Origin of the sequence: Micromonospora sp. NPDC049081, from assembly GCF_040648835.1 — a bacterium.
GTDB lineage: Bacteria > Actinomycetota > Actinomycetes > Mycobacteriales > Micromonosporaceae > Micromonospora > Micromonospora antibiotica.
On record NZ_JBEZEK010000025.1, the window covers coordinates 23,036 to 48,397 of the forward strand.

Consider the following 25,362-nt stretch of genomic DNA (forward strand, 5'->3'; position numbering starts at 1 on the left):
GATGCGTACCCCGATCATGCGGACCGGCGCGGCACTGGCCGCCGCCGGACTCACCCTGCTCGCCGCCCCGGCCCCCGCCTCGGCCGCGCCCACCCCCTCCCCCGGCGCCACCCCGGTCACCCGGGCCGGCACGTCCTTCCTGACCGCCACCGGCATCGCGGCCGGCCAACCGGTCCGGGTGGACGCCTCCACCGGCGACTTCCTGTACTGGTCGTTCCCGGCCTCGGCTGGGCAACGGCACGACATCACCGCCACGGTGTCCCTGCCCAAGGCCCGCACCGGCGCGTCCACCTGGACGGTGGAGGTGTTCGACGGGCTGCGCCGCCGGCAGGCGTGCACGGCCGGGGCGCAGACCCCGACGGTGGCCGCCTCCGCCGGCAGCGTGGCGCTCGGCTGCACGTTGCGTCAGGTGCGCTCCTGGGCGGAGCCGTGGTCGGCCGACCCGCTGCCCGGCACCTACTACGTCCGGCTGTCGGTCACCGACCTGCCCGAACCCGACCTGGGGCTCCCCGTCGACGTGGAGCTGCTGGTCTCCGCCGAGGGCGAGGGCTCGCGCGACGACGGCGAGTTGAAGGCGCCGCTGGTGCCGAACACCAAGGCCGGCGCGGTGCTGACCGGCGAACCGGCGGCGGCACCCGCCGACGCCGACGACGACTGGTTCGACGGCGACTGGCTGCCCGCGCTCGGCTCCCGCTGGGCGTGGAGCGCGGTCGGCGGCGTGCTCGCCGCCGTGGCCGGGGTGTTCGGCTTCGCGCTGACCCGCCGCCCCCGCCGCCGCTGACCCGTCGTGGTGGCCGACCCCGGGTGCCGGGGCCGGCCACCACGACGGGACCCTCCGGTGTCGCCCGGTTGCGGTACGTTCACCAACCATGGCCGATGGTCCGCACACCGGGCGGACCCGGCGGTGGTCGTACCGGAGAGGGGTGGGTTATGCGTGACCTGCTGCCGGCGGCGGTCTCGGTGGCGGTGGCCGAGGGCGCCGACTGGGTCGGTGAACTGCTCCCCGAGGAGCGGGCCGGGCTGGGCGAACGGGCCGTGGAGAGCCGGCGACGGGACTTCACCGCCGGTCGGGTCTGCGCCCGACGCGCGATGACCGCCCTCGGCCTGCCCGCCACGCCGGTCCCCGCCGCACCGAACCGCGCACCGGTCTGGCCGACCGGGCTGATCGGCACCATCACCCACACCCGGGGCTACTGCGCCGCCGCGGTCGCCCGCCGCGCCGACCTGCGTGCGGTCGGCATGGACGCCGAGCGGCACCGGGAACTCGACCCGGGGGTACGCCGGATGATCCTGCGCCCCGAGGAGGCCGACCGGCTGGCCCGGTTGCCGGCCGGGGTGAGCTGGCCGGTGGTGGTGTTCAGCGCCAAGGAGACCGTCTACAAGGTCTGGCACCCGGTGGTGGGCTCCTGGTTGGACTTCCTGGACGCCACCGTCGACCTGGACCCGGACGCCGGCGTCTTCACCGCCCGGATCGACCCGGCGCGGGTGTCGGCGGCCACCGTGGCGGATCCGCCCTCGGTGGTCACCGGCCGGTTCGTGGTCGAGGGCGATCTGGTCCGCACGGCGGCGGTGCTGCCACTACGCTGACCCCTTCGTCAGCACCACCAGCTTTCCCGAGTGACGACCGTGTGCGAGGAGTACGGTGAGCCAGCCCCAACCCCCTTCCGGGCCGCAGGACCCCAACCAGCCGCCCCCGGTCGATCCGACCGCCCCGCCGCCCCCGGTCCCCGAACCGCCGCAACCGACCTACTCCACCGACCCGTACGCTCCGCCGTCGCCGTACGCGCCGCAGCCGCCGGTCTCCGCAGCACCACAGCCGACGTACCCGCCGCCGCCCACGTCGGGACAGCCGTACCCGTCGTACGAGCCGGGGACGGCACCGCCGGTGTCCGGCGCGGGCTACCCGCCGGTGTCCGGTGCGGGCTACCCGCCGGTGTCCGGTGCGGGCTACCCGCCGGTGTCCGGTGCGGGCTACCCGCCGGTGTCCGGTGCGGGCTATCCGCCTCACGGGGCGGGCTATCAGCCGCCCGGTGGGGGTTACCCGCCGCCGGGTGGGGGTTACCCGCCGCCGCCCGGTGCTCCGGTTCCGCCCGGCTATCCGTTGGGTCCGCCGCCGGGTGGCTCGTCGGGCAAGAAGGTCTGGATCGTCATCGGCATCGTGGTCGCCGTGCTGGTGCTGCTCTGCTGCGGTGGCATCGTGGTCGCCGCGGTCGTCGGGGGCAGCCGGGCCAACGAGGCGGCCGATGACTGGGAACGCTCGTTGCCCACCCCCGGTGCCACCGCCGCGCCGACGCTGCCGGGCGGGAGGCCGTCGGCGGCACCGTCGTCCACCGGCGACGAGACGTTCAACCTGAAGGCCGGCGAGACGCTGGTGATCAGCGACGACGACGGCACCATCGAGATCACCGTCCGCAGCTTCAGCACCTCGACCAAGGGGTGCCGCTCGTTCGCCCCGCCGCCGGACAAGGGCATGTACCTGATCGCCGACGTCACCGCCACGGTGACCAAGGGCACCGCGTCGATCAACCCGTTCTACTTCCAGTGGGTGGCCGACAACGGCACCACGGTCAACGGGCTGGCCGGCGCGCTCTCCGGCTGCGGTGGCGACATGCTCGACTCGGGCAGCAGCATCCCGGCCGGCAGCAAGCGCTCCGGTGCGGTGGTGTTCGACGTCGCCGACAAGAAGGGCGTGGTCGAATACCAGCACCGGTTCGAGGCGGCGGGTTCCTGGAAGCCCTGATCTCCCGGGTCCCGTGCCGGGCCGGCTCCCTCGACGGGGGCCGGCCCGTTGCGTTGTCGGGCCCCGGCAGCAGCGTGGGCGGGCCGGAATCGCTGCCGTCGCTTGAATCGGCCCCGGCATCGGCGGATGCTTAACGAATCGAACCCTACCGATCCATAGGGAGGTGGGAGATGCGTCGTCTCTCGCTCGTCGCCCTGGCCCTGGCCGTCGTCGTGCTGCCGGCGACCCCGGCCAGCGCGTACGCAGGCGGCACCGACCCGGCCGCCGTCCACCCCGGTGCCGCCGCACCGGCCGCCGCATCTCCCGGGGCCGTCGGGCCGACCGTGCAGGACGTGCGGACCGTCGGCACCGCCTGGGGACCCGACCCGGTCACCGGTCGCCTGACGCTCACCGTCGACGACACCGTCGCACCCGAGCAGGTACGCGCGCTGCGCGCCACCGCCGCGCGGGCCGGCGCGGACCTGCGCCGGGAGCCCGGCCGGCTGCGCCTGCTCATCGCCGGGGGGCAGGCCGTCTACGGCGGGGGCGCCCGCTGCTCGCTCGGCGCGAACGTGCACAGCGGCAGCACCTACTACTTCCTCACCGCCGGGCACTGCACCGCCGCCGCGACGACCTGGTACGCCGACAGCGGCGGGACGACCGTGCTGGGCAGCCGGGTCGGCAGCAGCTTCCCCGGCAACGACTTCGGTCTGGTTCGCTACACCGGGAGGGTCAGCCACCCGAGCGCCGTCTACACCTATCCCGGCCTGCTCACCATCAACGGCGTCGGCACCCCGTACGTGGGTCAGGCGGTCTGCCGCAGCGGCACCACCACCGGCGTCCGGTGCGGCACGGTGACCGGCCTCAACCAGACGGTCAACTATGCCGAGGGCAGCGTGTCCGGGCTGATCCGCACCAACATCTGCGCGGAGCCCGGCGACAGTGGCGGGCCGCTCTACGTCGCCGGGACCGGGCTGATCCTCGGCATCCTCTCCGGCGGCAGCGGCAACTGCACCAGTGGCGGCACCACCTTCTACCAGCCGATCGCCGAGGCGCTCGCCGTCTACGGCGTGACCATCCCCTGAGCGCTCCGGTCGGCGTCGCCCGACCCCGGCCCACGACGATCAAGGGCGGGCCCCGAGTGGGGCCCGCCCTTGATCGAATGTTGCTGGTGGAGCTGTGGGGATTCGAACCCCAGACCCCCTCGATGCGAACGAGGTGCGCTACCAGACTGCGCCACAGCCCCTCCGCCGGATGGAACCGGCTTCGGTCCCACCCGGCTTTCACCGGGCGGGCCGGCAGCAAGACTAACAGCCCACCCGCCCCCCGGGCGAATCACCCCTCCCGCCGCGCGAACCGGCTGGTCCGCCGCACCGGTGAGCCGACGTCGGGGTATCCGAGCGCCCCGGTAGCGCCCACTTCGGCCCACGTGAGAGTCGATCAGGAGACCCGACCAGCCGAGCAGGGCGAGCAGGTGGGGCGGGCGGGGCGGGCAGGTGGGGCGGGCGGGGCGGGCAAGCGGGGCGGCAGGGCCGGCCCTGGGGCCAGCGGGGTCAGCGGGGGTCGCGGCCGGACTGGTAGGGGCGGCCACGCAGGCCGCCGGAGCGGCGGTAGGACACCGAACCACCCCCGCTGGCCGCCGCCGGCAGGTCGGTCGGCCGGTCCAGGCCCATCGCCGTGCGGCGTACCGCCTCGCGTTGGGCGGCCAGGCGGCGCTGCGCCTCCCGGCGGGCCGCCGCCCGACGGGCCTGTTCGCGGCGCACCTCGGCCTGCCGGGCGGCGAGCCACGCCGCCTCCCGGGCCCGTAGCCGCCGCCGACGGCGTTCGGCCAGCGCCCGCCGCCGCAGGTGTACGACGTACACGACGAGCAGGCCGGCGGTGACCGAGAAACTGATCCAGAAGCCGGGGCTGACCACGATCACGCCGACCAGCTCGACGAGGTTGAGCAGCAGCAGCGCGGCGAGCACCCGACGCCGCCGGTACACGGCCGGGGTGTGCGGCCGGGGCGGACGCCGACGGGCCTGCCGGGGGGCGGGCGGCACGGCGCGCAGCCGGCCGGAGCGGCGGGCGGACGCCGACAGGGCGGCACGGCGGCCGGGGGCCGGGGGCGCGGAGACCGGGGCGGCCAGGTTCCCGGTGGTGGCGTCCTCGGCGAGGGTGACGACGAGCGCCCGGGGCTGGTTGACCGGTCGCCGACCGGGGACGGTACGACGCCGCCGGCGGCGCTGGAGCACCCGCGCCGTCGACTGCGCCCGCTCCGCCACCAGCCGCTCGGTGGCGTCGTACCGACGGACCAGCGCCGGCGCGAGAGCGAGCAGGCCGGCGGCGGCGAGGACGGCGAGGAGCACCGAGGTCGGCACCCTCACCCCTCCCGTCACCGAATTTCGGGGCAACCACCGAAATCAGCAAGATCTTCCCCGAAAGATCACTCTCGACGCAGATCCTGCGGTCGGGCGGTGCTTGCCGCAGCTTGCAGTTACTTGAGGTTACGGGCCGCCGACCGGGATGCCGACGCGCCGCGCCGGATCCCGTCCGTGGGACGACTCACCCGGCCTCGTGACGCATCCGGTGCCAGCGGGCCAGCAGACCACCCTCGGCGGCCACCTCCTCGCTGGTCAGCGCGTATCCGATGTGGTCCCGCCAGACCCCGTCGATGTGCATGTAGCGCACGTGGTACGCCTCCTCGCGGAAGCCCAGCTTCTCCACCACCCGCCGGGACGGCTTGTTCTCCGGCCGGATGTTCACCTCGACCCGGTGCAGTCCACCCGGGCCGAACGCGTGGTCGACGGCGAGCGCCATCGCCGTGGGGATCACCCCACGCCCGGCCACCCGGGAGTCCACCCAGTAGCCGACGTAGCCGGAGCAGAACGCCCGCCGGACGATGTTGCCCACGTTCAGGTGCCCGACCAGCCGTTCCTGCCCGTCCTCGCGCAGGCAGACCGCGAACGGCATCCCCTCACCGCTACGCGCCGAACGCCGCTGGTCGGCGTGCACGTAACGGAACGCGGCCGGCGAGTTCGTCTCGTCCCAACTGCCCGGCAGGTGCGACTCCCAGGGCGCCAACCAGGCCCGGTTCGCCCGACGAACCGCCGACCAGGCGGTGGCGTCGGACCGCCGGTACGGTCGCAGCACCACCGGACCGTCCATCAGCATCACCGGCCACCCCGGCACCCGCCCGAACCAGCTCACCGCGCCGACCTCCCGTCCACGCCCGGGGCGACGGCCGACCCGCGCCGGCTCACCGCCGTCGGTCCAGCAACAACACGTCCACCGTGGAGCCGGCCGCCGCAGTGGTCACCCGCTCACCGAGCACCATCAGGCCGTTCGCCTCGGCCAACCCGGAGAGGGTGTACGGCCCACCGCTGAGCGGCTGCACCGTGTAGCCCCCGCCGCGCCGCTCGGCCACGTGCGCCGGCCGGAACTCGCGCAGCCCACCGGGCGACGAGATGGTCTCCAACAGGTGCGCCCGTACGCTCGGCCGGAACACCGGCTCCGCACCGGCCAGCAGCTGGATCGCCGGCCGGGCCAGCACCTCGAAGCCGATCAACGCCGCACCGGGCTCACCGGGAAGACAGACCACCGGCACCTCCTCGGCCCCGACGGTACCGAACCCGAGGGCCGTGCCGGGGTACAGCGCCACATCGGTGAACGTCACCGGCCCGGCCCGGCCGCCCTCCCGTCGGGACAGGATCCGCCGGACCATGTCACCGGGGCCGGTGCCGGTGCCGCCGGTGGTGATGATCAGATCGGCCCGCAGGGTCTGGTCCTCCAGGAGGCCACGCAGCCCCTCCGGGTCGTCGTCGCAGATCCCCACCCGGTACGCCAACGCGCCCACCTCGGCGGCGGCGGCGGTCAACGCGTGCGAGTTGGCGTCCACCACCTGACCGGGCTGGCTGCCCCGGCCCACGTCGACGAGTTCGTCGCCGGTGGCCACGATCACCACCCGGGGGCTGGGCCGGACCACCACGTGTCCGATGCCGGTGGCGGCGAACACGGCCACCAACGCCGGGGCGACGTACGTGCCGGCGCGGGCGAGGACGGTACCGGCGGGCAACTCCTCACCGGCACGACGGACACCGTACCCCCGCTTGGGGGTACGGAAGATCTCCACCGCCGCCATGCCCTGGTCGGTCCACTCCACCGGCACCACCACGTCGGCGGCGATCGGCATCGGCGCACCGGCCGCCACCGAGAAACACGAGCCGGGGGTCAGCCGGACCGGCCGCCAACTCGCCGCGCCCAGGTCGCCGACCACGTTGAGCCGCACCGCCCGGCCCGGTCCCTGCGTGGGGATCGGGCCGTAACCGACGAGGTCCTCCCAGCGCGCGGCGTACCCGTCCACCGCCGCCTGGTCGAAGGCGGGGAACGAGTGCGGGGCGACGACGTCCGAGGCGAGGACGTTGCCGTACGCCTGGGTGAGGTCGAGGTCGAGCGGGGGCAGCGCGCGCAACCTGCGCAGCACGCTGCCCAGGTAGTCGGCGAGCGGCGTCAACTCGTTCGCGGCCGCCTCGGCGTCGGCCGTCGAGGTCATGTACCGGAGCCGCCCGCCGTGTCGCGTACCCCGTTGATGATCGCCGCGGTGACCGTCTCGTCGCCGTTGTTGACGAACCCGGTCAGCCAGGCGCGGAACTCGGCGCCGAGGTCCTCCCGCTCGACGGCGATCTGCACGACTGTCTGGAGGTAGCCCAGCGGCATGCCGGTGTCGTAGCGGGTGCCCCGGTAGACGATCGCGTGCACCGGCACCCCCTCGCTGCGCAGCAGTTCCATCGCGTCGGTCAGCTGGATCTCCCCGCCGCTGCCCGGTTCGGTACGCCGGATCGCGTCGAAGATCCGCCCCGGCAGGACGTACCGGCCGAGGACGGCCAGGTTGCTCGGGGCGTCCTCCGGCTGGGGCTTCTCCACCATGCCGGTGACCCGGACGACCTCGCCGATGTCGGTCAGCTCCGCCTCGGCCGGTTCGACCGAGGCGATGCCGTACCGCTTGGTCTCGGCCGGGTCGACCTCGAAGAACGCCAGCACCACCCCGCCGGTACGGGCCTGCAGCTCCAACATGGCCGGCAGCAGCGGCTCCGACGGCTTGACGAACTCGTCGCCGAGGAGCACCGCGAAGGGCTGGTCGCCGACGTGCGACTCGGCGTACCCGACGGCGTGGCCGAGGCCGAGCTGCTCCGGCTGCCGGCAGGTGTAGATCTCGGCCAGCTCGCTGGGGCGCTTGACCGCGGCGAGCCGCTCGGCGTCGCCCTTGGCCTCCAGCCGGGCCTCCAGGTCGGGGCGACGGTCGAAGTGGTCCACCATCGACGTCTTACCGCGGCCGGTGATCAGCAGCACGTCACCGATGCCGGCCTGGGCGGCTTCCTCGACGATGTACTGGAGCACCGGTCGGTCGATCACCGGTAGCAGCTCCTTGGGCACCGCCTTCGTGGCCGGCAGGAACCGGGTGGCCAGGCCGGCGGCCGGGATCACGGCCTTGACCGCGCGGGCGCGACCGGTCGCGGCGGTCGTTGAGGGGTTCGCTGAGTGCTCCGACATGCCGCGAGACTATCGGCCACGGCTCTGCCGCGGCGGGTGAGGACCGGAAGACGCGCCGCCCGGCTGCGTCACACCGGGAGCACCGACGGCGTGCCGACCGGCCGGCCCACCGGTCGACCCGTCGGCAGGTAGGTCGATCGACCCGTCGGTCGGCAGGTCGTCGCCGGCTACCCGGTCGGTGGGCGGCCGGTGGGCGGGTGGCCGGGTGGCGCTGGTCGGCCCGACGGGTGGACCGGCCCGGGGCAGGCCGTCGTCCGGGCTGGTCGCCCCCGCCGGTACGGCGATCTCCTCGACCGCACCGTCGGCTGCCGGCGTCGGTCGGGGCCGCGCCGTCGCCACCCGGTAGCCGTCACGGCCGGCGCCCTTGGCCGCGTACAACGCCTCGTCGGCGGCGTCCAGCACCTCCGCGCCGGTGCAGGCGTGGTCGGGATAGACGGCGATGCCGATCGAGACCGACACCGCGATCGTGGTCGGGACACCCGCGTGGCCGGCGACCACGACCGGGGCCTCCCGCACCGCCGCACCCAACCGCTCGGCGACGGTCGCCGCGCCCCGGGCATCGGTCTCCGGCAGCAGCACCACGAACTCCTCACCGCCCTGCCGGAAGGCCAGGTCCACCTCGCGGATCTCGCCCCGGACCCGGCGGGCGAACTCGGCGAGCACGGCGTCCCCGGCGGCGTGCCCGTAACTGTCGTTGACGGTCTTGAACCGGTCCAGGTCGAGGACGAGGATGCTGAGCATCCGGCCGAACCGGCTGGCCCGTTCCACCTCCCGGCGCAGCGACTCACGCAGGTACCGGTAGTTCCACAGCCCGGTCAGCGGGTCGGTCAACGACAACCGCTGCGCCTCCTCGTGCACCCGGACGTTCTCCACCGCCACCGCCGCGTGCCCGGCGAAGGTCCGCAGGGTCGCCAGGTCGTCGTCGTCGAACTCGCCGACGCCCAACCGGTCGTAGAGGACCAGCACCCCGACCGCCGGTTCCCGGCCGGCGGCGTCCCCACCGGGTGCGGTGAACGGCACCGCCACGTACGTCTCGCACCACGGTTCGCCGGTCGGCGTCGGGCCCGGCGGGACCCGGCCCCGCTGCGGTTCACCCGTGGCGGCGACCGCACCGACCACCCCCGTCCCCACCGGCACCCGCAACTCCTCCGGCTCGGTGCCCGGCGGGCAACGCCCGGCCAGCCCTTCCGCGCACTGCCCGACGAGCACCCCGGCGTCGTCGACCAGCAGCACCGCCCCGGCCCGCGCCCCGGTCGCCGCGATCGCGCTGTGCAGGATCACCCGCAGGATGCGTTGCAGGTCGTGGGTGCTGGCCAGGGTGTCCCCGAGCACCCTCAGGTGCCCCCGCAACTGGTCCCGGCTGCTGGTCAGCGCAGCCACGTACCCGGCGGTCTCCCGGATCATCCGGTTGAACGCGGCAGCGAGCCCGCCGATCTCGTCCCGGCTGCGCACCGGCACCCGGGCGGTCAGGTCACCCCGGGCGACCCGGTCCACCGCACCGGCCAACTCCACCAACGGCCGGGTGGTGACCCGGGCCAGCCGCCACGCCGTCAGCACCGCCACCACCACGGCGAGCAGCACCGCCCCGACCAGTGCCGCCGGCAGGCCCGACGGTCGCTCCCCGGCCACGGAAAGGACCAGCGGCAACGGCTGTCCCGGGGCCGGCCCGAGCCGCCGCACGTACCGGCCGTCCCGGGTCGCGGTGACCCGGTCACCGTCGAGGGTGCCGGCGGCGGCGAGCACCGCGTCGCGTACCCGACGGGTCTCGGTGGTGTGGGTGATCCGGTCGGGGCCGGCGGTGTCGTCGAGGAGGGTGACCGCGACGCCGGTCGCGGCGGCCAGCCGGGCCACGAACGCCGGGTCGACCACCTCGGCGGCGGCCACCGCGCCGAGCGGCGTGCCCGCCGGGTCACGCAGGTCCACCCGGGCGCTGAGCGCCCGGACCGGTCCGCCGGTGCGGACGCCCGCGCAGTCCTGCCACGGGGTCGCCGGCCCACCCGGGGTGGCGTACGTGGTGCCGCCGGTCACGTCGGTGACCAGCACGGCGGTGGCCAACCCCCGGCTGACCACCTGACCCGCCGCGCCCGCCCGGGTCGCCGGATCGGGGCGCAGGGCCACCGCGTCGGCGGCGGCCCGCAACTGCTGGCACAACGCGTCGATCGAGGTACGCACGGCGGACGCGGCCAGGCCGAGCCGTTCGGTGGACCGGGTGCGGTCCACCGTCGACAGGGTGGTGCCGACGAAGACCGCGCCGAGCAGCACCGGACCGAGCACCACCGTGAGGAAGGCCGCCGTCAACCGCCCGCGTAGCGTCAACGCTGTCCCCCCGGAAGTTCCAGGCCCGTTCCTGCGATGCTGACACAGAGCGACCACTTTGACAGCGTTGCGTCAGGAGTGTTGCGTGCCCGATTTTTCTGATGAAGCGGAAGCCCTCCACGCGGCCAAACGCGAGACACGCGCCGCGCTGCTCGCCCGCCGCCGGGCGCTCACCGCAGCCCACCGGGCCGCCGCCGCGACGCGCGTCCAGGCCGAACTGACCGCGCTGGTACGCCGCCTGCGGCCGGCCACGATGACCGGGTACGTGCCGGTCGGCTCCGAGCCGGGCGGCCCCGACCTGCCCGAGGTGCTCCGGGCCGCGCTGCCGGCCGGGGCGGAGCTGCTGCTGCCCGTGCTCCGCGACGACCTCGACCTGGACTGGGCCCCGTACGCCGGACCGGGCACCCTGGTCGCCGCCGGCCGGGGGATGCGCGAGCCGGACGGACCCCGGCGGGGCCGGACGGCGATCGTCGGAGCATCCCTGGTGGTGGTGCCCGCCCTGGCGGTGGACCGGCACGGCCTACGGCTGGGCCGGGGCGGCGGCTCCTACGACCGGGCGCTGGCCCGGGTACCGGCGGCCACCATGACCGTGGCGTTGCTGCACGACGGCGAACTGCTCCCGGCGCTGCCCGCCCAGCCGCACGACCGGCCGGTGCGGGCGGCCCTCACCCCGTCGGAAGGTCTGCGCCTGCTCACCCTGGACGGGATTCCGCTGACGGCGTCGGGCCCAGCTGATGCTGCGGTCGGCTGACGGCGTCGGGCCCCGCTTCGGCTGACGGCGTCGGGCTCGGCCGGCGGCTGACGGCGTCGGACTCCGCCGGCGGCTGACGGCGTCGGACTCCGCCGGCGGCTGACGGCGTCGGACTCCGCCGGCGGCTAACGGCGTCGGACTCCGCCGGCGGCTGACGGCGTCGGACTCCGCCGGCGGCTGACGGCGTCGGACTCTGCCGGCGGCTGACGGCGTCGGGCTCTGCCGGCGGCTGACGGCGTCGGGCTCAGTGGTGGCGCGGTGCAGTGACGACGTCGGACTTCGCCGGTGGTGGGGTGCGGACCCGGCTCGCCGAGGTCCGGTTCGCGCCTGCTCCCCGCTGGTCCGGACCTCCCGGCGGGTGGGTGACGATCACGTCCGCTGGACGAACCCGGGTCCGATGACGCACCATTGGCACTCGAATACGTCGAGTGCCAATCGGCTGAACCAGATCCGGAGGAGAACGTGCCCACGTACCAGTACGCCTGCACCGCGTGCGGCCACCAGCTCGAGGCGGTGCAGTCGTTCTCCGACGAGCCGCTGACCGAGTGCCCCGCGTGCGAGGGGCGGCTGCGCAAGGTCTTCAACTCGGTCGGTGTCGTGTTCAAGGGCTCCGGCTTCTACCGCACCGACTCCCGGGCGGCGGGCACCGAGGGCAAGGGCGGCACGACGAAGCCGGCGAAGTCGGAGGGCACCTCTTCCGGTGGCGACTCCTCGGGCTCCGGCTCGTCGTCGACCTCGGGCGGTTCCTCGACCCCCAACTCGTCCTCCTCGTCCACCACCTCCGGCCCCTCGGGCTCGACCAGTTCCACCAAGCCCGCCCCCACCACCACGACCTCCTGACCCCCTCCCCCACCGCCCCTCCCCAACCGCTTCCCCTCCCCACTGCCCCCTCCCACCCCCGTGATCAAGAGGTTTGCGTCACGCCGCCCCCGTGATCAAGAGCTTTGCGTCAAGTTGATCGCGGTATTTGACGCAAACCTCTTGATCACGCCACTTGTGGGTGGGTGGGGACGGGGGTGGGTGGGCGGGGACGGGGGTGGGTGGGTGGGGACGGGGGTGGGTGGGCGGGGACGGGGGTGGGTGGGCGGGGGCGGGGTGGGGGTGGGGGTTTTCCACAGGTGGGGTGTTGTCCACAGGGTGTGGGTGAGGGGGCGTGGGGTTTGGGTGGGTGGGACATAGCCTGCTGGGCCGGGGGGTGCCGCCAGGGCATCCGGTGAGCGGCAGAGGGTGTTGCATGGTGGCCGGTGGGGTCGATGGAGAAGGCTCGCTGCGAGCATTCCGCTGGCCGCGTCGCCCCGGTGGGGGGACCATGTTGCGGGCGGCCTTGGTGGCGGTCCTGCTGGGGCTGGCGGTGATCGTCATGGACACCCCGGCTGGCTGTTCCACCGGTGCCCCGCCACCTGCCGTCGCCCTCGGCCCGGCGGGACCTTCCATGGGGAGGCCCCGTGCCACAGATCCCGCCACCGGCAGGCCCAGCGCGGCCAGACCTCCCGCCGGCACAGTCGACGCGGCGGGATGTCCGGACCCACCGACCGTGGCCGGGCCCGCCGTCGGCGGCCAGTCCGGCCAGCCGCACCATCGGACGGTACGACCGGGCGTCAGCGGAGCCGGCGTCACCGACGGGGTGGGCGACCCCCGGTCCGGTACGCAGGAGACCGGAAGGCCCGCCGAGGGAGGCACCCCGGCTGCCGTACCGCTGCCGAGCGGCTTCGTGGGAGTGCCCGTCCGCCTGGCCGAACCGGCCGCCCTCGCGGTCCTGCGCCCCGGTGCACGGGTCGACCTGCTCGTGCTGCCGGCCGGACGCAGCGCTGGAGCACCTGTTCTGCTGGCGGCCGACGCCCTGGTCCTCGACGTGGTGGGTGCCGGGGCCGGGGACGGCTCGTCTGCGCTCTACCTGGCCGTACGCCCCGATCAGGCGCAACGGTCCGTCGGTCAGCCGGAAGGGAGCCGCTTCAGCGTCGTCATCCGAGGATGATCCACTCCTGCGGCGAGGTCTTCGGCAAGGTCGTCGTCGACCACACCGCCTGACCGCCAGACTGCGGGCCGAGACAGTGCTGTCGCGCCCATCCGGAACCGCATTGTCGCCACCCTGGAGTGGATGTTGCGGCCTACCCGCGGCCGACGATGGTCAACTCCAGTGTGGGGGGCGCTCGGCGAGCAACCAGTCGTCGTTGCCGCCCCGGCGCTCGCCCCACCCGAAGTCGGTGTCGTCGGCGGTCTGCTCAGGCAGCACCACGAAGTCGTCGCTGAGGTCGACCGCGCGGTCGTCATCGCCGGGCACACCGCCGCCGGCCAGATCCTCGGTGCTCACGAGCGGCAAGGTTACTCCTCAGACCGCCCACTTCCCGCACACCACCACGGCGGCCAACTGCCGGGTCTCCCCGGCAAGGGTCCGCCGCGTCCGGCCCTCACGTTGGTAGCGTCGGATGGCGTGACGACCCCCAGCGGTGCCAGCCCCGACGACGAATACTGGCGACGCCCACCCGCACAGCCGCCCACCCCCGCACCCGCCGGGCCGACACCCCCCACACCCCCGGCACGCCCCGCCAGCCCGACGGACACCACCAGCCCAGCGGACACCACCGAGCCGACACCCTCGACCCGCCAGCCTCACCCGAGCACCATCCCCGGCGGAACGGGTGCCCCGCACCACCTTGACGGATCTCCCACCACCGGGGTTGACGCGGCCCCTGAGGCCGGGACCGAAACCAGAGCCGAGACCAGAACCAGTGCCGGAACTGAGCAAAGGGCCGGAACCGATCAAAGGGCCGAGACCGCACAAAGGGGCGCGATCGAACAAGAGGCCGAGACCGAGCAAAGGACCGAGACCGAACACGGGGCCGGAACCGAACGCAGGGCCGGAACCGAACACGGGGCCGAGACCGGACAAAGGGGCGGGACCGAACAAGAGGCCGGGACGGGAGGAGGTGCCGGGACCGGAACTCGTGCCGGAGAGGAGGCCGGAGCAGAGAGCGGGGTCGCGACCGGCGCGGGTGCCGGGGGTGCCGCGGAAGCGGAAAGTGGGGCGACGCACCAGCCTTCGCCCTGGGCCAGCCCGGTCGACGCGCCGGCACCCGGCCTGCCGTCCGGTCGACCCAGCCCACAGGCCGGCCCACCGTCCGGTGAGCCGGCCGCGCCGCCGAGGGTGGGTACGTCGATCCCGGGAACGGTCCCGACCACTCCCTGGACGGGCAGTACCGCACCGGGGACGAGTTCGGCCGGGTCGGGGCGGGGTGGTTACCACGGGCCGCCGCCCACCACGCCACCGCCGCCGGGCTGGCGTCCCCCGGTGCACCTGGAAGCGACTCCCGCCCGCACCCTGCCGGTGCAGGACATGGAGGCGATGGACGCGGCAGAGCAACGGGCGCAGCGGGTCACCTGGAGCGTCGGCGCGGTCATCGGCACCGTGTTGCTACTGCTGCTCTGTCTGCTCTGCTCCCGGGCACTGTTCTGAACACCCGCCGAACACTCCCGCACGCCATCCGGCGCACACGCCGAAGGCGCTGCCCGGCCCACGCGCCCCTAGGCGCTGCCCGACCCACGCGCCGACCGACCAGTTCGATCGACCAGGCCGACCGGTCAGCACGAACAAGACCACTCAGCACCCGGACAACCGACCGGGCCCGACCGGGCCGCCAGGCCGACCGGCACACCGGGCCGCCAGGCCGACCGGCACACCGGGCCGCCAGGCCGACCGGCACACCGGGCCGCCAGGCCGACCGGGCCCGACCGGGCCGCCAGGCCGACCGGTCAGCACCCGGGCGACTGGTCAGAACGTGTTGCTCCACACCGAGGCGGCACCGCTGTCCCCGGTGAGATAGACGTAGACGAGCGCGAACACCGACAGCACCACGACGATCGCGGTGAGGACCCAGGGCGCCCAGCCGGGCAGGTTCGGGGTACGCACCCGACTGCTGGTCACCGCCAGCAGCAGCAGCGCCGCCACGGCCAGCCCGATGGTGAACCACTGCAGCGTCTCGCCGTACTCGGAATGTTCGTGGATCTTGGCGAGTAGCTCGGGCGAGTAGCCCTTCGCCCGCAGCGCCTCCTCGAACGCCTCCCCCGATTCGGTCGCCACCCAGGCGAGGACCGGGGTGATCACGGCCAGGATGGCCACCGCCCAGTCGAGGCGGGGCCGCCAGCGCGGCATCAGCCCGTAGGCGCTGGCCAGCAGCGCGAGCAGTGGGACGAAGACGACCACGGCATGGACCACCAGGACGTGACCTGGCAGACCGTTGATCTCCTTGAACACCGACACCTCCGAGCGTGGAATGCGGGTTGCGGCAGACAGCGTACGTCGAGCCTGGTATCGCAGCGTCTCGCCGTACGCGTACACGCGGTGGTGGAGGTTCCGGTTCACCGCGTCCCGGCCTGTCCCCGGCCCGTCCCGCACCCGCTGGTTCCGGGCGAGGGTCACGATGACGGACGGCGGTACCTCGTCGAGCGTGGCACTGTTGACGGGTGGACACCGACGATCTCGGCCTCTTCGGTCCCGGTTCGGTCACCTGGAAGGTGCACGACGAACCGATCATGATCGTCGCCGGCCTGCGTTCCCTCTATCTTCAGACCCTGCACCCCCGGGCGATGGCCGGGGTGGCCCAGAACAGCAACTACCGGTCGGACGCCTGGGGGCGGCTGGTCCGCACCGGCACGTACATCGACACGGTGAACTACGGCACCACCGCCGAGGCCGAGACGGCCGGTCGGCGGTTGCGGGCCCTGCACGCCCGGCTGCGCGCCACCGACCCGTTCACCGGGGAGCGGTTCCGGATCGACGAACCGGACCTGCTGCGCTGGGTGCACGTCACCGGGGCCGAGTCGTTCGTCGGCACCGCCCGCCGGGCCGGCCTGTCGCTGACCGACGCCGAGGTGGACGGATATTACGCCGAGCAGCGGCGGGCCGCCGCACTCGTCGGGCTCGACCCGGCCGGGGTGCCCGGCAGCGCCGCCGAGGTGGCCGACTACTACCGGGCGGTCCGGCCCGAGCTGCGGATGACCAGGGAGGCGGCGGAGACCGCACTGTTCCTGACCGCCCCGCCGATCCCGTGGAAGCTGAGCCGGCCGGCCCGGCTCGGGTTGAACCTGGGGCCACCGCGCTGGGCGTACTTCGGGGTGGCCGGCACGGCGCTCGGGCTGCTGCCACCGTGGGCGCTGCGACTCTACGGCGGGCTGGGGCTGCCCACCACCGCGCTGTCGGCCGACCTGAGCGTCCGCACGCTGCGACTGGCCCTGACGGCGTTGCCGCGCACCTGGCGGGAGAGCCCGATCCGGCAGACCGCGAAGGACCGTGCCGTCCGCCTCACCGCCGCCTGATCGACCACGTGGCGGCGGTCGTGCCGGACCGGACGCGTCGACCTCGACGGAGCCGGCCGGTCAGTCGGCCAGCGGGGCGGCGGGGCGGTCGGCCTGCGGAGCGGTGGGGCGGTCGATCGCCGACCACGGCTCCCGGCCGGGGGTCTGCGCGCCGACCGGGCAGGTACGCCGGTAGTCGCACCAGCCGCAGCGGGGCCCGGCGACGGCAGGGAACGCCTCGTCCGGGTCGGTTCCGTCGGCCACCGACCGCTCGGCGGCCATGATGTCCCGGGCGGTGTCCTCGGCGCGGCTGAGCTGCCGGGTCAGCGACTCGACGGTGTGGTCGTGTCCGGCGACGGTGCCGGTCGGCAGATGGTGCAGCTCCACCCGGCGGCAGGGTCGGCGGAACGTCCGCTCGGCGGCGTACGCGTAGAGGGCCAGTGCCTGCGAGCCGCGCGCGTCGTCGGCGTCCAGCCCGGTGCGGCCGGTCTTGTAGTCGACGATGACCAGTTCGGGACCGTCCGGGCCGGGGCGGGAGTCGATCCGGTCGGCCCGCCCGTTGAAGGCCAGCACGGCGGTCTTGACGGCGACCACGCGTTCCACACCCAGCGGGTCGTCGCCCGGGTCGAGGGTGGCGACGTACCCCTCCAGCCAGCCCAGCGCCCGCTGGTAGGCCGCCCGCTCCTGCTCATCGTCGCGGTAGCCCTCGCGGACCCAGGTGCCCTTGAGCAGGGCGGGCAGCGCCTCGGGACGACGCCGGTCGGTGGGCAGCGCATACCAGTTCTTCAGGGCGGTGTGCACGCTCGCGCCGAGCGAGTTGTGCGCCCACGGCGGCCCCTTGGGCGGGGCGGGCCGGTCCAGGTAGGCGTAGCGGTAGCGGCGGGGGCAGTCGGCGTACGCGCCGAGTTTGCTGGGTGTGCAGGTGAAGAGCCGTTCGGGCATGCCGGCGAAGCCGAGTTGCTCGGGTTGGCCGGAGCGGGGCCGGGGAGTACCGGCGGAGGAGGCTCGTCGCACCCCGGTGATCCTGCCAGCCCGGTGCGACAGCCCGGCGGCGGCACGGCGGGCGACTCAGCTCATGTTCACGTACTGGGTGACGAAGGCGGCCACCGCGTCGGCGATGAGCTGCACCGCGATGGCGGCCAGCAGCAGGCCGGCGATCCGGGTCAGCACCTCGATGCCGCCCGGCCGGAGGATCTTGACGATGCCGCCGGAGAACCGCAGCACGATCCAGACCGCCAGCATCACCGCGACGATCGCGGCGGCGATCGCCGAGACCTGTCCCACCCCGTCGGCCTGCTGCACGAACAGCATGGTCGCCACGATCGCGCCGGGCCCGGCCAGCAGCGGGGTGCCCAGCGGCACCAGGGCGATGTTGGAGGTGGCCTGTTGGCTGGGGTCGTCGGCCTTGCCGGTGAGCAGTTCCAGCGCGACCAGGATCAGCAGCAGGCCACCGGCCGCCTGCAACGCTGGCAGGTCGACGTGCAGGTAGGCGAGGAGGGTCTGGCCGGCGACGGCGAAGACCACGATGACGCCGAGCGCCAACGCGACCGCCTGCCAGGCGGCCCGGTTACGGTCACGGGCCGGCAGCGGGCCGGTCAGGGCGAGGAAGATCGGCATCATGCCCGGCGGGTCGACGATGACCAGCAGGGTCACGAAGACCTCACCGAAGAGCTTGAGATCCACCGGACGAGGGTAGCGGTGCCGCTGGCAGGCGGAACGCGGATCACCCGGAAGCGACGCCGGTCACTCCGGAGGACGCCGCGACGATCCGCTCGTACGCCTCCACCGCGGTGGTGTGCGCGCCCAGCCGGACGGTCTTGTGGCTGCCGTGGAAGTCCGACGAGCCGGTGACCAGCAGGCCCAGGTCGGTGGCGAGCCGCCGGACGTGCGCCGCCTCGGCGGGGGTGTGGTCCTCGTGGTCGGCCTCCAGGCCGGCGAGCCCCGCGTCGGCCAGCTCGGCGATCAGCGTGTCCGGGACGATCCGCCCCCGCCGGCTGGCCCGGGGATGGGCGAACACCGGCACGCCGCCGGCGGCCCGGACCAGGGCCACGGCCCGGAACACGTCGATGTCGTCCTTGGGTAGCCGGTACCGCTGCCCCAGCCACTGCGGGCCGAACGCCTCGGTGGTGGTGGTGACCAGGCCGGACCGGATCAGCGCGGCGGCGATGTGCGGGCGACCCACCGTGCCTCCGTCGGCGGCGGCCAGGATCTCCGGCCAGCTCACGTCGATCCCGTCGGCGCGCAGCAGCTCGACGATCCGTTCCCCGCGTACCTCCCGGGCCTGCCGTACCCGGGCCAGCTCGGCGACCAGCTCCGGGTGCTCCGGATCGAACAGGTACGCCAGCAGGTGCAGCGGCAGCGCCGGTTCGGCACCGTGCCAGCGGCAGGACAGCTCCGCCCCCCGCACGAGGCTGAGCCCGGCCGGTAACGCGTCGACCGCCGCCGCCCACCCGGCGGTGGTGTCGTGGTCGGTGACCGCCACGACGTCCAACCCGGCGTCGGCGGCGGCCCGGACCAGCTCGGCCGGGCCGAGCGTGCCGTCGCTGGCGGTGGAGTGGGCGTGCAGGTCGATCAGCGGGCGTTCGGGCATGGTCCCGACGCTACCGGCGGGCGGGTCGGGGCAGGTCACCCGGTGCCGGCCACCACCACCGGTCGGGCGTCGGCCCCGGCCCCGGCCACCGGGGTGGGGGTGGCCGGCCTGCCCGCCAGCAGCTCGTCGGGGCGCACCCGGGCGAGGTCGCCGTCCCCGTCGACGTACGCCGCATGGTGGTCGTCGGTCCAGACCACCGCACCGTCGATCGCCGGGCCGGCGCCGCGTGGGGCTGGGGCGGTGCCGGTCAGGTCGACCAGGATGGCGTCGTCGGATCCGGCGAGTCGGCCGTTGACCAGCAACCACCGTCCGTCGGGAGAGACCGCGCCCCGGCCGTCGGCGGTCGGGGTCACGTCGCACCGGGTGCTCGCCGGGGCCAGGTCGGAGTCGAGCAGGGCCAGGCAGCTCCCGCTGCCGACCCGCACCCGGGCGACCAGCCGGCCGTCCGGCCTGGTCCCGTAGACCTCCTGGACGTCCGGCGCGACGATGCCGGGCGGCCCCGCCGGGCTCCACCGCCACCACAGGTGACCACCCTCGGCGGCGGCCCGCAGCAGGACCCGGTCGCCGACCACCCGGACCGGGACCGCGTCGACGGACGGCCCGGCGACGGAGGCGATGAGCTGCCCGGCCACGATCCCGGCGGCGAAGAGTCGGCCGCCGTCGCGCCAGGCCACCTGCCGGCTGTCGGGTGACAGCACGATCTCGTCGGCACCGGCGAGCAACGCCTGCGGTTTCCCGCCCGAGGGCACCACCCAGAGGGTACGGCCGGCAGCGGTGACCGCCCCGGTCAGCAGCCAGCCGCCGCGGTCGGGCAGGCGTTGCGCGCGTTCGACCGGCCCGATCCCCAGCTCGTACCGCTGCCCGGCGGCGGTGACCAGCGCACCGGCCACGATCAGGTCGACCTCGCCGTCGGTCGGCCGGTCCGCCGGGTGGGGAGCGACCGGCTCGGGGGACAGGGTGGCCACCCCCTGCGGGTCGCCGAGCACGACGGTCGGGGCGGTGGGCTGGTCCGCCTGCCCACCGAGCTGGGTCATGCCGCCGGCCGCCAGGGCGGTCACGATGCTGGCCAGGGTGAGCCCGGCGACCGTGCGCCGCCGCCTGACCCGCCGGGCCCGGCCGAGCGCCAACCCGGCCGGGTCGACGGGGAGCCGGTGCGGCACCGCGACCCGCTGGGACAACGTCTCCCGCAGCGCCCGCTCCAGCTCGTCGTCGTGCGTCACGAGGAGTTGACGCCCCGACCCGTCGGTCTGGTTGCCGGGCCGCGACGGTGCGGGCTTCATCGGGTCTCCGTGGCGAGCGGCACGGTCGGGATCGGCAGGACGCCCGCGCCCACCGGCCGGGGCGACGCCGGGCCGGCACCCGCCCGCTCCCCGGGTACGACGCGCGCCGCGCCGGACCGCCCCGTCCCCGTCCGGGCCGGTGCACCGGGGCGGGCCGGCATCCCCCCGGTGTGGCCCGGCACAGGCTCGCCGGGGGTGCCCGGTGCGGATGTCCGGGTCTGCCCGGTGGTACGCCCGGGTGACGGCGGCCGGGAGGCCGTAACTGCCCCGGTGGGCGTGGTCCGGGTGGTCGTGGCTGTGGTCGGACGGGTGACCGGTCCGGGGGTCAGGTCGTGCAACGCCTCCGCCCCGAGCCGGCGGCGCAGGGTGGCCAGGGCCCGGGACGTCTGGCTCTTCACCGTGCCGGGGGAGATCTCCAGCAGGGCCGCCGTCTGGGCCTCCGACAGGTCCTCGTAGTAGCGCAACACCAGCACGGCACGTTGCCGGGCGGGTAACGCCCGCAGGTGCCGCCAGAGGACGTCGCGGTCGAGCTGCTGCTCGATCTCGTCCACTCCGGCCCGCTCGGGCAGCACCTCGGTGGGCCGCTCACCGTGCCACCGCCGCCGCCACCAACTGGTGGACGTGTTGACCAGCACCCGCCGGGCGTACGGTTCGACCGCCTCGATCCCACCCAGGCGCCGCCAGGCCAGGTACGTCTTGGTCAACGCGGTCTGGAGGAGGTCCTCGGCGGTGGCCCAGTCCCCGGCGAGCAGGTAGGCGGTCCGCAGCAGGGCACTGGAGCGCGCCGCGACGAAGTCACGGAACTCGTCCTCCAGCGGATCCCGGTCGGCCACCGCTCACCTCCGCACGCCGTCCCGCCTGGCAGACTGCCATGCCGGGCATCACCCGGTCGACGGCGGAAGGTGTGCAGTTCGTCCGACGGACGGACGACACGTGTCAGGCGCCGTCGTCGGCCTTGGCCTCGTCGGCCTCCTTGCCCAACCGGGCCTCGACCGCCTGCGGCTCGTACATCTCCTCGACCACCCGCAGGTAGAGCTCGTTCGGGTTGGGCAGGTTCTTGATCTCCCGTAGCGCCTGTTCCTGGCCGGCGGACTCCAGCACGAAGGTGCCGTAGTTGAGTGCCCGGCCGGTCGGGGTCTGCTCGTATTTCATGTCGGTGACCCGGGCCAGCGGCATCATGGCGACCTTGCGCGTGACGATGCCGTTGACCACCATGACCCGCTTGTTGGTCAGGATGAACCGGTCGTACCACCAGTCGGCGACCTTCCAGGCGACCCAGCCCATCACCGCGAACCAGAGCAGCACGGCGATGGTGGTGAGGGCGCCGACGTCCTGCCCGGCGAGGAAGCCGGAGAGGTAGCCGAGGATGAAGGTGGCCGCCACGCCGACGACGATCGGGGTGGCGAGGTGGATCCAGTGCCGCTTCCACTCGCCCCGGTAGCGCTCGGTCGGGAAGAGGTAGCGGGCGACGAGGGAGCTGGGCTCGTCCTCCAGGGGGAGCACCCGGCGGGGGGCCATGCCCTGGGAGTCGGACCGCAGACCGGACAGCTCCTCTTCGGAGATGACCGGCGGTTGGTAGCCCGCCTCCGGATCACGGACCCAGGTCCGCCCCTGACCCCCGAATCCCGGGACGTCGCCGTAGCCGGCGTCGTCCGAGAAGGACGGTCCACTGGCGGGTCCCGCCCCGGACCCGTAGGCCGGCCCGTCGTCGGGTCGGTACCTCGGGATGGGTTCGGTGTCCCGCTCCCGGCGGTCCCGGCCGGGATCGTCCGGGTCGAACGGGGGTCCGGAGGGGCTGCCCATCGGCGGCTAGGCGACGAGGCTCGTGAAGAAGTCACCGAAGCCCTGGGCGATGTCCACGATGCCACCGCCGAGCGACTTGAAGACGTCCGCTGCCGAGTTTGGCCGGTAGGCAACGAAGAAGATCAAGAATGCGATACCGGCCCAGGTGAGGACCTTCTTGACCATAGCGGGCCATCCTCTCGCGCGGCGCCGGGTCCGTTTACCGCAGCGGCACCCAGAGTATCAGCATGATGTCGTAGCGTGAATATCTGCGTCCCATCTCCGACTCACCCGGAGGGCCGTCAAGCCCCTCCGTGCAGGTACGGGGACGGTGCGCCGAACACGAGCTCGGACGGAGTCCACTCGGTGAGGTCGTGCAGGACGACATCTTCCGCGAGGAGGTGACCCGCGCTCGCCGGCCAGGCTATCGCATGAAGCCACATTCCCCGAGCCTCACCGGCGTACGCGCTTCGATCCGTGGCGGAATTGACCAACCACAGTGGAGTCGGATGACCGCCCACCCGGATCCGCGCCGGCTCGACGTGCTCGGGATGACCAGGGCCGGGACCCGGCCCGGCCAGCACCTCCGTCAACTCTGGACCGGGGTCCGGACCGGCCAGCCCGGCGAATCGGGTGCCCAGTCCGACCCCGGGCTCCTCCGCCACCAGAACCAGTTCGGCCGGACCGCCACCGAGGGGCGCCGGACCGGCGCACGCGACGGCGGTGGCCCGGACGCCACCGGCCTCGTCCCCGGCCCAGGCCACCCCGGTGACCGTCCAGCCGGCCGGCAGCGGCCACGGGCACCACAGCGGCAGCGCGGGCCGCTCTGGGCCACCCTCGGCAGCCACCCGCTCCACCACGCTCGCCACGATCTCGGCGTCGATGTGCTCGGGCACGTGCAGCGGGGCGACCGGCCCACAACGGACGCAGCGCGACTCACCGTGCATCAGGTCCGGTGGGCGCACCTGCCCCGCACACCTCGGACAACTCACCATGACACTCACATCCCCACCGTGGCCCGACGATGCGGGTCCGTCAAGCCGACCCCGCCGACCCGCCGCCACCTTTCCCACTACGGTGTCCCGCCCAGCCGGCGAGGACCGGGGCAGCCGCCCGGGACCGGGTCGGCCACGGCCCGACCGGCGGCGTGCCGGTCAGGACGGCGGGGCGGCGGCGTGGGCGCGGATCCAGGCGTGCATGGCGATGCCGCTGGCCACCCCGGCGTTGATCGACCGGGTCGAGCCGTACTGGGCGATCGAGAAGAGCTGGTCGCAGGCGGCCCGCGCGGCGTCGGACAGGCCGGGGCCCTCCTGGCCGAAGAGCAGCACGCAGCGCCGGGGCAGGGTGGTGGTCTCCAGTGGCCGGGAACCGGGCAGGTTGTCGATGCCGACCACCGGCAGGTCGTGCCCGCCGGCCCAGCCGACGAACTCCTCGATCGTCGGATGGTGCCGGACGTGCTGGTAGCGGTCGGTCACCATCGCGCCCCGACGGTTCCACCGCCGCAGCCCGACGATGTGCACCTCGGCGGCGAGGAACGCGTTGGCGTTCCGGACCACCGTGCCGATGTTGAAGTCGTGCTGCCAGTTCTCGATGGCCACGTGGAAGTCGTGTCGCCGCTCGTCCAGGTCGGCCACGACGGCCTCCCGCCGCCAGTAGCGGTAGCGGTCCACCACGTTGCGCCGGTCGCCCGCCGCGAGCAGCTCCGGGTCGTAGCGTGGGTCGTCCGGCAGGTCGCCGACCCACGGTCCGACACCCACGTCGAGCTGGTCCTCGGTCACGATTGCCAGAGGGTACGGCCCGCCGCCGCCACCGCCGCACGCCACCCCGGCCGACACCACGACGGGTCCGGCGGCACCACCGGTCGACGGTGCACCTGTCAGCGCAGGTCCAGGGCGTCGCCGAGGCGGTCCAGGAAGCGCCGGTGGCTCGGTTGCGGGGTGCCGGTCCGGCAGACCCGCACCGCCACCGACTCCACCCACTGCCGGTACGCGGCGGAGTCGGCCGGGTCGGCCCGGCGGCGCAGCACCCGCACGGCGGCCCGGCACACCTGTGGCAGCTCCGCCGGGTCGGCGAGCCCACCGGCCAGGGCGGCAGCACTGTCGGTCGGGGCCGCCGCACTGTCGGTCGGGGCGGTCGCGCTGCCGGTCGGGGCGGTCGCACCGTCGTGCCGGGCGTAGATCGCGGCGGCCACGGCGCGTACCAGGTCACTGTCGGAGGCCCGACCGGCGGCGACGGCGTCCAGTCCGACGAGACCGGCGGCGACGTCCCGGGCCGGACGACCGGGACCGGGCGACGCGGCGGCCACCAGCACCCGGCCGGGCAGGGTGGTGAGCAGGTCCCACTCGACGGCGGAGTAGGCGGCGGTGGTCAGCGGTGCGGCACGCCGTCCGGCAGAGGGCGGCTCTCCGGCGAGGGAGTGGCTCATCAGGACCTCCGCCGTCAGCATATGCCCACCGCAACGGGCGACGGGCCGGTCCTGCCTCGATCCGCCCCACAGCCGGCCTCGAACCGCCCGGGGCGGGCCTCGAAACGCCCGGGGCGGGCCTCGAAACGCCCGGGGCGGGCCTCGAAACGCCGTGGCGCGCCGTGGCGGCCGGACCGGAAGACGCCCGACTGGCCCTCGTCGTGGTTGTTGCTGATCTGCGTCCTGCCCGCCGACGGGTGACGACGCCCTGTCGGGCCCTGGCCGACGAGCCGACGGGGTCCGACCCGGCGCGTCTTACCGCCGGTTCCCGCCTTAGCGGTGGTTAAGGAGATGCCGGGGGCGTGGGGGCCGGGGAAATGTCACACCGGGGCCCACCCGGGGGGAGACGCAATGAGCGGCGGGGCCCTCCCCGGCACCCGCCGCCCACGCTCTGATGTCGAAGATTCTGCCCCACCGAAGCGATGAACGGACAGAGACGGAGGTCACATTTATCTTTTCGTAACAATACGGAGAGTCATTATTGATCAACGAGAGAGCGATCTCCGCAGGTGAAGTAGCACCTTGTCAGGCCACAAATCGATGCGTGTTCGCTGGTCCGGGGGGCGATCTCCCTGGAAACGCTCCCATCACGGGCGGTCACGCAAATGCGTCATGCAAGTGCAGTCCGCATGCGCACAT

The 25,362-nt window shown here is 74.2% G+C and carries 26 protein-coding genes and 1 tRNA gene; 9 read left to right on the plus strand and 18 right to left on the minus strand.

Translation table 11 applies throughout. The features are described 5' to 3' along the window. Position 1: 1 nt before the first annotated feature. The 4 genes from AB0B63_RS26870 (at position 2) to AB0B63_RS26885 (ending at position 3,804) form a co-directional block, all read left to right on the plus strand. Entirely contained in the window at positions 2–781 is a 780-nt protein-coding gene (locus AB0B63_RS26870) for a peptidase (RefSeq protein WP_208570422.1), read from the plus strand. Between the two features lie 149 nt (positions 782–930). Further along, positions 931–1,587, plus strand: a complete 657-nt coding sequence (locus AB0B63_RS26875) for a 4'-phosphopantetheinyl transferase superfamily protein (RefSeq protein WP_357023578.1) — start codon at positions 931–933, stop codon at positions 1,585–1,587. A 55-nt stretch (positions 1,588–1,642) separates the two neighbouring features. Continuing rightward, complete coding sequence (locus AB0B63_RS26880) at positions 1,643–2,740, plus strand: DUF4352 domain-containing protein (protein ID WP_357023581.1); 1,098 nt, start codon at positions 1,643–1,645, stop codon at positions 2,738–2,740. A gap of 170 nt (positions 2,741–2,910) precedes the next feature. Continuing rightward, positions 2,911–3,804, plus strand: coding sequence for a S1 family peptidase (locus AB0B63_RS26885; protein WP_357023584.1), 894 nt, complete (start codon positions 2,911–2,913; stop codon positions 3,802–3,804). Between the two features lie 84 nt (positions 3,805–3,888). Here AB0B63_RS26885 and AB0B63_RS26890 read toward each other — a convergent pair. From AB0B63_RS26890 to AB0B63_RS26915, 6 genes are all read right to left on the minus strand, one after another. Further along, positions 3,889–3,965: transfer RNA gene (locus tag AB0B63_RS26890), tRNA-Ala, on the minus strand. Between the two features lie 307 nt (positions 3,966–4,272). Continuing rightward, positions 4,273–5,085 (minus strand): hypothetical protein, encoded by an 813-nt coding sequence (locus tag AB0B63_RS26895; protein WP_208570392.1) that lies wholly within the window; start codon positions 5,083–5,085, stop codon positions 4,273–4,275. 178 nt (positions 5,086–5,263) lie between these two features. Further along, positions 5,264–5,872 (minus strand): GNAT family protein, encoded by a 609-nt coding sequence (locus AB0B63_RS26900; protein ID WP_208570421.1) that lies wholly within the window; start codon positions 5,870–5,872, stop codon positions 5,264–5,266. 85 nt (positions 5,873–5,957) lie between these two features. Continuing rightward, positions 5,958–7,250 (minus strand): gephyrin-like molybdotransferase Glp, encoded by a 1,293-nt coding sequence (glp, locus tag AB0B63_RS26905; protein ID WP_208570391.1) that lies wholly within the window; start codon positions 7,248–7,250, stop codon positions 5,958–5,960. Continuing rightward, complete coding sequence (locus AB0B63_RS26910; RefSeq protein ID WP_208570390.1) at positions 7,247–8,248, minus strand: UTP--glucose-1-phosphate uridylyltransferase; 1,002 nt, start codon at positions 8,246–8,248, stop codon at positions 7,247–7,249. Before AB0B63_RS26910 ends, glp begins: the two co-directional genes overlap by 4 nt. Before the next feature lie 9 nt (positions 8,249–8,257). After that, positions 8,258–10,564, minus strand: a complete 2,307-nt coding sequence (locus AB0B63_RS26915; protein WP_357023589.1) for a diguanylate cyclase — start codon at positions 10,562–10,564, stop codon at positions 8,258–8,260. 85 nt (positions 10,565–10,649) lie between these two features. Here AB0B63_RS26915 and AB0B63_RS26920 point away from each other — a divergent pair, with 85 nt between their 5' ends. The 3 genes from AB0B63_RS26920 to AB0B63_RS26930 all read left to right on the plus strand — a co-directional run bounded on the left by AB0B63_RS26920 (position 10,650) and on the right by AB0B63_RS26930 (position 13,290). Beyond that, positions 10,650–11,315: a 5-formyltetrahydrofolate cyclo-ligase gene (locus AB0B63_RS26920; protein WP_357023592.1), complete on the plus strand. Its 666-nt coding sequence runs from the start codon at positions 10,650–10,652 to the stop codon at positions 11,313–11,315. Between the two features lie 462 nt (positions 11,316–11,777). Next, complete coding sequence (locus tag AB0B63_RS26925; RefSeq protein WP_208570387.1) at positions 11,778–12,155, plus strand: FmdB family zinc ribbon protein; 378 nt, start codon at positions 11,778–11,780, stop codon at positions 12,153–12,155. A gap of 694 nt (positions 12,156–12,849) precedes the next feature. Then, complete coding sequence (locus AB0B63_RS26930) at positions 12,850–13,290, plus strand: hypothetical protein (RefSeq protein ID WP_244253448.1); 441 nt, start codon at positions 12,850–12,852, stop codon at positions 13,288–13,290. A gap of 153 nt (positions 13,291–13,443) precedes the next feature. Here AB0B63_RS26930 and AB0B63_RS26935 read toward each other — a convergent pair whose 3' ends face one another. Continuing rightward, positions 13,444–13,626, minus strand: a complete 183-nt coding sequence (locus tag AB0B63_RS26935) for a hypothetical protein (protein WP_244253477.1) — start codon at positions 13,624–13,626, stop codon at positions 13,444–13,446. Positions 13,627–14,604: 978 nt separating this feature from the next. Between AB0B63_RS26935 and AB0B63_RS26940 the strand changes: the two genes are divergently transcribed. Next, positions 14,605–14,769, plus strand: coding sequence for a hypothetical protein (locus tag AB0B63_RS26940; protein ID WP_307799874.1), 165 nt, complete (start codon positions 14,605–14,607; stop codon positions 14,767–14,769). A 315-nt stretch (positions 14,770–15,084) separates the two neighbouring features. On the opposite strand, the gene AB0B63_RS26945 is transcribed toward AB0B63_RS26940, so the two are convergent. Beyond that, complete coding sequence (locus AB0B63_RS26945; RefSeq protein WP_208570420.1) at positions 15,085–15,567, minus strand: DUF2231 domain-containing protein; 483 nt, start codon at positions 15,565–15,567, stop codon at positions 15,085–15,087. Between the two features lie 209 nt (positions 15,568–15,776). Here AB0B63_RS26945 and AB0B63_RS26950 point away from each other — a divergent pair, with 209 nt between their 5' ends. Continuing rightward, positions 15,777–16,628 (plus strand): oxygenase MpaB family protein, encoded by an 852-nt coding sequence (locus AB0B63_RS26950; protein WP_357023599.1) that lies wholly within the window; start codon positions 15,777–15,779, stop codon positions 16,626–16,628. Between the two features lie 60 nt (positions 16,629–16,688). Here the strand turns inward: AB0B63_RS26950 and AB0B63_RS26955 are convergent, their stop codons facing one another. The 10 genes from AB0B63_RS26955 to AB0B63_RS27000 all read right to left on the minus strand — a co-directional run bounded on the left by AB0B63_RS26955 (position 16,689) and on the right by AB0B63_RS27000 (position 24,705). Beyond that, on the minus strand, positions 16,689–17,549 hold the full coding sequence (locus AB0B63_RS26955; protein ID WP_208570419.1) for a PD-(D/E)XK nuclease family protein: 861 nt from the start codon (positions 17,547–17,549) through the stop codon (positions 16,689–16,691). A gap of 126 nt (positions 17,550–17,675) precedes the next feature. After that, positions 17,676–18,290: a MarC family protein gene (locus AB0B63_RS26960; RefSeq protein WP_208570384.1), complete on the minus strand. Its 615-nt coding sequence runs from the start codon at positions 18,288–18,290 to the stop codon at positions 17,676–17,678. A 40-nt stretch (positions 18,291–18,330) separates the two neighbouring features. Further along, positions 18,331–19,197, minus strand: coding sequence for a PHP domain-containing protein (locus AB0B63_RS26965; RefSeq protein ID WP_357023602.1), 867 nt, complete (start codon positions 19,195–19,197; stop codon positions 18,331–18,333). 35 nt (positions 19,198–19,232) lie between these two features. Further along, entirely contained in the window at positions 19,233–20,477 is a 1,245-nt protein-coding gene (locus tag AB0B63_RS26970) for a hypothetical protein (protein ID WP_357023605.1), read from the minus strand. Further along, a complete protein-coding gene (locus AB0B63_RS26975; protein ID WP_357023608.1) occupies positions 20,474–21,310 on the minus strand; it encodes a SigE family RNA polymerase sigma factor in 837 nt (278 codons plus the stop codon). Before AB0B63_RS26975 ends, AB0B63_RS26970 begins: the two co-directional genes overlap by 4 nt. 103 nt (positions 21,311–21,413) lie before the next feature. Further along, on the minus strand, positions 21,414–22,280 hold the full coding sequence (locus tag AB0B63_RS26980; protein WP_208570381.1) for a PH domain-containing protein: 867 nt from the start codon (positions 22,278–22,280) through the stop codon (positions 21,414–21,416). 6 nt (positions 22,281–22,286) lie between these two features. Beyond that, positions 22,287–22,445, minus strand: coding sequence for a hypothetical protein (locus AB0B63_RS26985; RefSeq protein ID WP_165942702.1), 159 nt, complete (start codon positions 22,443–22,445; stop codon positions 22,287–22,289). 116 nt (positions 22,446–22,561) lie between these two features. Next, a complete protein-coding gene (locus tag AB0B63_RS26990) occupies positions 22,562–23,254 on the minus strand; it encodes a DUF6758 family protein (RefSeq protein ID WP_357023661.1) in 693 nt (230 codons plus the stop codon). Positions 23,255–23,413: 159 nt separating this feature from the next. After that, on the minus strand, positions 23,414–24,037 hold the full coding sequence (locus AB0B63_RS26995) for an RNA methyltransferase (protein WP_208570380.1): 624 nt from the start codon (positions 24,035–24,037) through the stop codon (positions 23,414–23,416). Between the two features lie 98 nt (positions 24,038–24,135). Beyond that, positions 24,136–24,705 (minus strand): hypothetical protein, encoded by a 570-nt coding sequence (locus AB0B63_RS27000; RefSeq protein ID WP_357023613.1) that lies wholly within the window; start codon positions 24,703–24,705, stop codon positions 24,136–24,138. Positions 24,706–25,362 lie beyond the last annotated feature (657 nt).

Bases quoted from the DNA above. Each gene is read 5' to 3' on its own strand.
- AB0B63_RS26985 (WP_165942702.1), bottom strand. From the start codon at position 22,445: ATGGTCAAGAAGGTCCTCACCTGGGCCGGTATCGCATTCTTGATCTTC.
- AB0B63_RS27000 (WP_357023613.1), bottom strand. From the start codon at position 24,705: ATGCTGACGGCGGAGGTCCTGATGAGCCACTCCCTCGCCGGAGAGCCG.
- AB0B63_RS26965 (WP_357023602.1), bottom strand. From the start codon at position 19,197: ATGCCCGAACGCCCGCTGATCGACCTGCACGCCCACTCCACCGCCAGC.
- AB0B63_RS26875 (WP_357023578.1), top strand. From the start codon at position 931: ATGCGTGACCTGCTGCCGGCGGCGGTCTCGGTGGCGGTGGCCGAGGGC.
- AB0B63_RS26970 (WP_357023605.1), bottom strand. From the start codon at position 20,477: ATGAAGCCCGCACCGTCGCGGCCCGGCAACCAGACCGACGGGTCGGGG.
- AB0B63_RS26885 (WP_357023584.1), top strand. From the start codon at position 2,911: ATGCGTCGTCTCTCGCTCGTCGCCCTGGCCCTGGCCGTCGTCGTGCTG.
- AB0B63_RS26955 (WP_208570419.1), bottom strand. From the start codon at position 17,549: ATGCCCGAACGGCTCTTCACCTGCACACCCAGCAAACTCGGCGCGTAC.
- AB0B63_RS26910 (WP_208570390.1), bottom strand. From the start codon at position 8,248: ATGTCGGAGCACTCAGCGAACCCCTCAACGACCGCCGCGACCGGTCGC.
- AB0B63_RS26870 (WP_208570422.1), top strand. From the start codon at position 2: ATGCGTACCCCGATCATGCGGACCGGCGCGGCACTGGCCGCCGCCGGA.
- AB0B63_RS26980 (WP_208570381.1), bottom strand. From the start codon at position 22,280: ATGGGCAGCCCCTCCGGACCCCCGTTCGACCCGGACGATCCCGGCCGG.
- AB0B63_RS26900 (WP_208570421.1), bottom strand. From the start codon at position 5,872: ATGCTGATGGACGGTCCGGTGGTGCTGCGACCGTACCGGCGGTCCGAC.
- AB0B63_RS26990 (WP_357023661.1), bottom strand. From the start codon at position 23,254: ATGGTGAGTTGTCCGAGGTGTGCGGGGCAGGTGCGCCCACCGGACCTG.
- glp (WP_208570391.1), bottom strand. From the start codon at position 7,250: ATGACCTCGACGGCCGACGCCGAGGCGGCCGCGAACGAGTTGACGCCG.